A 6,634-nucleotide genomic window follows, 5' to 3' on the forward strand; every position below is an offset into this window, starting at 1 on the left:
CTTCTGCGCGAGTTACTTCTGCGCGAGTCGCGCCAGGATCTCCGGGCCCAGGTCCGTCACGTCGCCCGCGCCCATGGTGAGAACCAGGTCGCCGGGGCGGGACATTCCCGCGATCACGTCGGGGATCGCCGACTTGTCGGAGACGGCCGTCACGTCCGCGCCCGCCGCCTTCGCCGCGTCGACGATCATGGCGCTCGTGATGCCGGGGATCGGGTCCTCGCGGGCCGGGTAGATGTCGAGGACCACCGAGGCGTCCGCGAGGGCCAGGGCCTCGCCCATCTCCTTGCCGAGCTCCTGCGTGCGGGAGAAGAGGTGGGGCTGGAAGACGACCAGGAGGCGGGGGGAGGAGGGGGCGGAGGCGGGCGCGGAGGCAGAAGCGGAAGCGGAGCCGGTCGCGGAGGCAGAAGCGGTTGCTCCGCGCATCGCTTCCAGGTCGGCCGTCATCTCCGTCGGGTGGTGCGCGTACGAGTCGATGACCTGGACGCCCTGCTCCTCGCCCTTGAGCTGGAGGCGGCGCTTCACGCCCGTGTAGGCGCCCAGGGCCGAGGCCAGGTTGTGGGCCGGGAGGCCCAGGGCGACGCCCGCCGCGAGGGCGGCGACGGCGTTGTGCGCGTAGTGGGCGCCGGGGACCGAGACCGTGAAGGTGAGGAACTTGCCGTTCAGGAGGACGGTCACCTCGCTGGTCAGGCCGCGCGGGGTGATCTTGTGGACCCGTACGTCCGCCTGGGCGGAGTCGCCGTACGTGACGATGTTGAGCATCGAGAGGTCGCGGAGGCGGGTGGTCAGCTCGACCGCGCCGGGCTGGTCGGCGTTGACGACCAGGGTGCCGCCGGGGACGACCTTGCCGACGAAGGTCTCGAAGGAGTCGTAGATCTCGTCCATCGAGGCGTAGTTGGCGTGGTGGTCGAGCTCGACGTTGAGGACGATCGCGACCTGGGGTTCGTACTTCTGGAAGCTGCGGTCGCTCTCGTCCGCCTCGGCGACGAAGATGTCGCCCTCGCCGTGCGTGGCGTTGGTGCCGGGGCCCGCCAGGTCGCCGCCGATGGCGTACGAGGGGTCGAGGGCGAGTTCGGTGAGTGCGACGGCCAGCATGGAGGTCGTCGTGGTCTTGCCGTGGGTGCCGGCGACCGCGATCGAGCGCAGGCCGTTCATGAGGGAGGCGAGCGCGTCGGAGCGGTGGACCACCGGAATGTTCAGTTCGGCGGCGCGGACCAGTTCCGGGTTGTCCTCGCGGATCGCGGACGACACCACGACGCTCGTGGCGTCGTCCGCCAGGTTCCCCGCGGCGTGCCCGATGTGGACCGTGGCGCCCAGTGCGCGCAGGGCCTCGGCCGTGGCGGACTCCTTCGCGTCACTGCCCGCGACCTTCGCCCCGCGCTGGGCGAGGATCTTGGCGATGCCCGACATTCCGGCGCCGCCGATGCCGATGAAGTGCGGTCGGTCCAGGGCGGTGGGGATGCCGGGTGCCATGCGCGTGTCTCCCATGTGGTGCGGGTGAGGGGGTCCTGAAGGGCCTCAGCCTATTCGCTGTGCGAGAAGAGCTTGAGCACCGGTACGCCGACCTTGTGACGGGCCCGCGAGGCCCAGTCGCGGTGGAAGAACTCCTCGACGTAGTGCGGCGCCGTCAGGACGATCACCTCGTCCGCACCCGTCTCGTCGACCACCGACTTCAGTACGTCCAGCGGATGGTCCTCCACCACCCGGCCGACCGCCTCGCTGCCGGCCTGGCGCAGCGCTTCGAGGGAGACCGCCAGGGCCTGGTCGGCGAGGGGCCTGGCGTCCGCGCCCTCGGGCTCGTCCCCCTCGCGGACCGCCTCGTCCAGTTCACCCAGTGCGACGTCGTCGATGGCTCTCAGCAGTACGTCGGCCTGATCGCCGCGTGGCTGCATCAGGACCACGAACGAGACGGCCTCATCCCCGTGCAGGGTCGTGACGAACTCCACGTCGGCCGCAGTGAGGGGCTTCTCGATCATCAATACGCTCGTGAACATGTCGGGCGCCCTTTCTCCATTCTCTGGCCCGTACGCCTGTGCGCACGGGCCGCTGCGAAACCTTGCGGAAACCATCCTTCCCCGTGCCCGCACGGGGACCGCGAAGTAAGTGTGCCCATCGAGAGCTAACCGGAACGGCGAATTCCGCTGTTTGTCGACCCTAGACCAATGATCACTTTTTGCATCAATTCCGACGGTACTGGGTGTACAGGAACCCGGCCTCCTCCAGAATCGACGCCAGTACGAAGCGATCCGGAACCTCACGCCCCGGTCCGTCCGCGATCCGCTGGGCGCGGCCGGCCGTGAGCATCGGGGACACCGTCAGGCACAGCTCGTCCAGCACGCCGTCCGCGATGAACTGGGCCAGCAGCCGCGGCCCGCCCTCGGTGAGCTGCCTGGTCAGACCGCGTTCGGCGAGGGCCCGTACCGCCTTGGCGGGCTCCACCCGGCCGCCGTCCCCGGCGATCAGCACCTCGGCCCCGGCCTCGCGCGCCGCGCGGATGCGGTCCAGCGGAGCCGTCGCGCCGGTCAGCACCAGGGTCGGTACGAGCGGGGAGACGAAAAGCGGAAGCGAGAAGTCCAGGTCGAGGCTCGCGCTGACGACGGCGATCGCGGGGGCCGGGCCCTGTCCGGCCGCCTTCCGGCGTGCCGCGAAGGCCTCGCGGGCGCGGGCGGGCCGGTAGCCCTCCAGACGTACCGTTTCCGCGCCCACCACGATCACGTCGGCGAGGCCGCGCAGGGTGCCGAAGATCCGCATGTCGGTGTCGGAGGAGATCGGCTGGGACCGGCCGTCGTGCTGGGCCGCGCCGTCCAGCGAGGAGACCATGTTGGCGCGCAGCCACACCTCCTGGTCCGGGGGGTACGCGTAGGCGCCGGCCAGCGCGTCGAGGCTCCACTCGCCGCCGCCCTCCGCGCTGTGCTCCGAGCCGAGCCCCGGGCTGTGCTCCGAGCTCTGCCCTGAGCTGAGCCCTGAGCTGGGCCCTGAGCTCTGCTCCGAGCTGCGCTCCACGGCGGGGACGTGCGGTGTTTCGTCGGTCACAGGGAACAGGCGTCGCATGGGGGGCAGTCTGGCACGGCGCTTAGAGTGGGCCGTTGTGTCGTCCTCACAGCCGTCCTCGCCGAAGTCATCGACCGCGTCCCCGGGCTCCAGCCCCATAGCCGACGCGGTCCCCCTCTCCCTGTGCGCCCGCGAGCCCCGCGTCCCCGCCGACCGGCTCGTGGCCGAGATGGTGCCGCCGCCGCGCTTCGACTCCGTACGGTTCGACACGTACGTGCCCGACCCGAAGCAGCCCAGCCAGACCGGCGCGGTGACCGTGCTGAGCGAATTCGCGGCCGGGCTCGGGGCCGCGCCGGAGAGCGGGAAGCGGCGCTGGTTCGCGAAGAAGCCCGCGGCGAGGCCGGCCGGGCCGCGCGGCGTCTACCTCGACGGCGGGTACGGCGTCGGCAAGACGCACCTGCTGGCCTCCCTCTGGCACGCGACGCCCGCCGAGCCGTCGCTGAAGGCCTTCGGCACCTTCGTGGAGCTGACCAATCTGGTCGGCGCGCTCGGCTTCCAGCAGACCGTGGCCACCCTCAGCGGGCACCGGCTGCTGTGCATCGACGAGTTCGAGCTGGACGACCCGGGCGACACGGTGCTGGTGTCCTCGCTGCTCAGCAGGCTGGTCGAGGCGGGCGTGGCACTGGCCGCGACCTCCAACACGCTGCCGGGCAAGCTCGGCGAGGGCCGGTTCGCAGCCGCCGACTTCCTGCGCGAGATCCAGGGCCTCTCCGCGCACTTCCGGCCGCTGCGCATCGACGGTGAGGACTACCGGCACCGGGGACTCCCCGAAGCTCCGCCCCCGTACACCGACGAGCAGGTCACGAAGGCCGCGTACGCGACCGCGGGCGCCAGCCTGGACGCCTTCCCCGCGCTGCTCGACCACCTCGCGAAGGTGCACCCGAGCCGGTACGGGGCTCTGACCGACGATCTCTCGGCGGTCTGCCTGACCGGGGTCACGCCGGTGCCCGACCAGTCGACGGCGCTGCGGCTCGTGGTCCTCGCGGACCGGCTGTACGACCGCGAGGTGCCGGTGCTCGCCTCCGGGCTGCCGTTCGACGCGCTCTTCAGTGACGAGATGCTGAACGGCGGCTACCGGAAGAAGTACTTCCGGGCGATCTCCCGGCTGACTGCACTGGCACGGGACGCGAAGGGGCTGGTGGCGCAGTAGGTTCGGGGGCGTCACCTTTTTTCGCTCCCGAAGGAGTTCACCATGGCCACCACCCGTAACGCGCACACCGTCTGGACCGGCAGCCTCATGGAGGGCGAGGGCACCGTCTCGCTCGATTCCTCCAAGGTCGGCAGCTACGCCGTGTCCTGGCCGTCGCGCGCCGAGGAGGCGAACGGAAAGACGAGCCCCGAGGAGCTCATCGCCGCCGCGCACTCCTCCTGCTTCTCGATGGCCCTGTCGCACGGTCTGTCCGGCGCCGGTCACACCCCGACCCGCATCAACACCGCCGCCGCCGTGACCTTCCAGCCCGGCACCGGCATCACCGGCATCCACCTCACGGTGGAGGGCGAGGTGCCGGGCCTGGACGAGGCCGGTTTCGTGAAGGCCGCCGAGGACGCGAAGGCCAACTGCCCGGTCAGCCAGGCGCTTTCGGGCACGACCATCACGCTGAGCGCCTCGCTCGTCTGACGTACCGCTGAGGCTGTCGCTGAGGCTGTTGTGACGTACCACTGAGGCTGTTGTGTCCCGCACTGTTCACGTGCCACCTGTTGCGTGGTACACACGTGCGGGTCACATTCCTGTCCGCCAGCAGGGAGTTACCTCATGTCCGAGACGTCCGAAGCATCCGAATCAACAGCATCCAGAACAGCGGCAGAAGTGTCGGAAGCGCCCACGAACAGCGCTTCACGACGCCAAGTCCTCGCCCGCACCGGGGCGTTGGGCGCCGGGATCGCCTTCTCCGGCGCACTCTCCGAAGTCTTCGCGGGTACGGCCCTGGCCGCACCGCGCGGCGCAGGGCACGGCCGCGCCGGGTACGGGCCATTGGTGCCCGACCCCAAGGGCCTGCTCGACCTCCCCCGGGGCTTCCGCTACAAGGTCCTCTCCCGCGAGGGCGACCCGCTCCGCTCGGGCGAGGGCCCGGTACCGGGCAACCACGACGGCATGGCGGCCTTCAGGGGCCGCCGCGGCCGGGTCCACCTCGTGCGCAACCACGAGAACCGGGTCTCCGCCAAGCTCCCCGTCCCCACGGTCAAGGGCCTGACGTACGACCCGATGGGCAAGGGCGGCTGTACGGTCCTCACCCTCGACGGCCGGGGCAACGTCCTGGACGAGCGCGTCGGCGTCGCCGGCACCGCCGTCAACTGCGCGGGCGGGCCCACCCCTTGGGGCACCTGGCTCACCTGCGAGGAGACCGAGGACAAGGCCGGGACCAACGGCTACACCTTGGACCACGGCTTCATCTTCGAGGTCGACCCGGCCGACCCGCACCGCACCGGCGCGGTCCCGCTGACCGCGATGGGCCGCTTCCAGCACGAGGCGATCGCCGTCGACCCGAAGTCCGGCATCGTCTACGAGACCGAGGACGCCTTCAACCGCCCCTTCGGCCTCTTCTACCGCTTCCTCCCCGAGAAGCCGCACGGCGGCGTGGGTTCGCTGCGGGCCGGCGGCGCCCTGGAGGCGATGCGGGTCCCCGGCGTCCCGGACCTCTCCGCCGTCCACGAGACCGGCAAGAGCTTCGGCGGGGTGGAATGGGTGCCGGTGCCCGACCCGCTCGCCAAGCAGACCCCCATCCGGCTGCAGGACTTCGGCAGGAAGGGCGTCACGCACGCCCAGAAGCTGGAGGGCTGCTACTGGGGCGACGGCGTCGTCTACTTCGTCTCCAGCTTCGCCCGCACGAAGGAGGGCTCGGCCCGCGACCACTTCGGCCAGGTCTGGAAGTACGAGCCGAAGTGCCGCCGCCTCACCCTGGTCGTGGTCTTCGGCCCTTCGACGGACATCCAGCTGCCGGGCGAGTCCCCCGACAACATCTGCCTGGCGCCGAGCGGCGGGCTGATGGTGTGCGAGGACGGGGACGGGGCGCAGCACGTGTACGGGCTGACCAGGAAGGGCCGGGTGTACGAGATGGCCCGCGGCCGGCAGAACATCGGCACGCCGCAGCAGCCGGAGTGGGGCGAGTTCGCGGGAGTCACGTTCTCGCCGGACGAGTCGACGATGTACCTCAACTGCTACACACCGGGGACGACGTTCGCGGTGACGGGGCCCTGGGGCGACTGACGCAAGGCCTCCCGGGGGGGGCGGGGGAACATGCGCGGGCCCGTCTGGGGCCGGCCGCGCCCGCGCGGCGGAGCCGCAGATCCAGCACGGCCCCGCGCCCCTGAAGGGCCGCCCCCGCCCCTTGCCCACCCGATCGTGCGCCCAGCGACTCGCGCCCGGCGCCGATTCGGCGCACGATCGAGTGGCCCGCCTCGACGACCACGCCGGAGGACCGCACCCATGCCCAAGAAGAACAAGCCGCGGGACCAGCCCGGCCGCCCCGTCCGCGACGCCCTCCGCATCGCCCCCGCCTCCCACGTCTCCCTCGCCGTGCACCCGGCGGACGCCACCCCCGTCGGCCCGCAGGACAAGGCCGCGGGGGGGGCCGCCGCCGCTCTGCTG

6 protein-coding genes are annotated in these 6,634 nt (G+C 71.4%); 3 read left to right on the plus strand and 3 right to left on the minus strand.

Annotated elements, in window-relative coordinates:
• Nucleotides 1-12 precede the first annotated feature (12 nt).
• The 3 genes from murC to ACWGIG_RS18340 all read right to left on the minus strand — a co-directional run bounded on the left by murC (nucleotide 13) and on the right by ACWGIG_RS18340 (nucleotide 3,048).
• Complete coding sequence (gene murC, locus ACWGIG_RS18330; RefSeq protein WP_453322647.1) at nucleotides 13-1,470, minus strand: UDP-N-acetylmuramate--L-alanine ligase; 1,458 nt, start codon at nucleotides 1,468-1,470, stop codon at nucleotides 13-15.
• A 50-nt stretch (nucleotides 1,471-1,520) separates the two neighbouring features.
• A complete protein-coding gene (locus ACWGIG_RS18335; protein WP_453322648.1) occupies nucleotides 1,521-1,991 on the minus strand; it encodes an indole-3-glycerol phosphate synthase in 471 nt (156 codons plus the stop codon).
• 184 nt (nucleotides 1,992-2,175) lie between these two features.
• Nucleotides 2,176-3,048: a pyrimidine reductase family protein gene (locus ACWGIG_RS18340; protein WP_453322649.1), complete on the minus strand. Its 873-nt coding sequence runs from the start codon at nucleotides 3,046-3,048 to the stop codon at nucleotides 2,176-2,178.
• 37 nt (nucleotides 3,049-3,085) lie between these two features.
• Here ACWGIG_RS18340 and zapE point away from each other — a divergent pair, with 37 nt between their 5' ends.
• From zapE to ACWGIG_RS18355, 3 genes are all read left to right on the plus strand, one after another.
• A complete protein-coding gene (gene zapE, locus ACWGIG_RS18345) occupies nucleotides 3,086-4,198 on the plus strand; it encodes a cell division protein ZapE (protein ID WP_453322650.1) in 1,113 nt (370 codons plus the stop codon).
• A gap of 42 nt (nucleotides 4,199-4,240) precedes the next feature.
• Nucleotides 4,241-4,666, plus strand: coding sequence for an OsmC family protein (locus tag ACWGIG_RS18350; protein WP_266658290.1), 426 nt, complete (start codon nucleotides 4,241-4,243; stop codon nucleotides 4,664-4,666).
• Between the two features lie 189 nt (nucleotides 4,667-4,855).
• Nucleotides 4,856-6,253 carry an alkaline phosphatase PhoX gene (locus ACWGIG_RS18355; RefSeq protein ID WP_453322652.1) on the plus strand — a complete coding sequence of 466 codons (1,398 nt, stop codon included), beginning with the start codon at nucleotides 4,856-4,858 and terminating at the stop codon, nucleotides 6,251-6,253.
• Nucleotides 6,254-6,634: the final 381 nt, after the last annotated feature.

The sequence above is a fragment of the Streptomyces sp. NPDC054863 genome, from assembly GCF_053610825.1.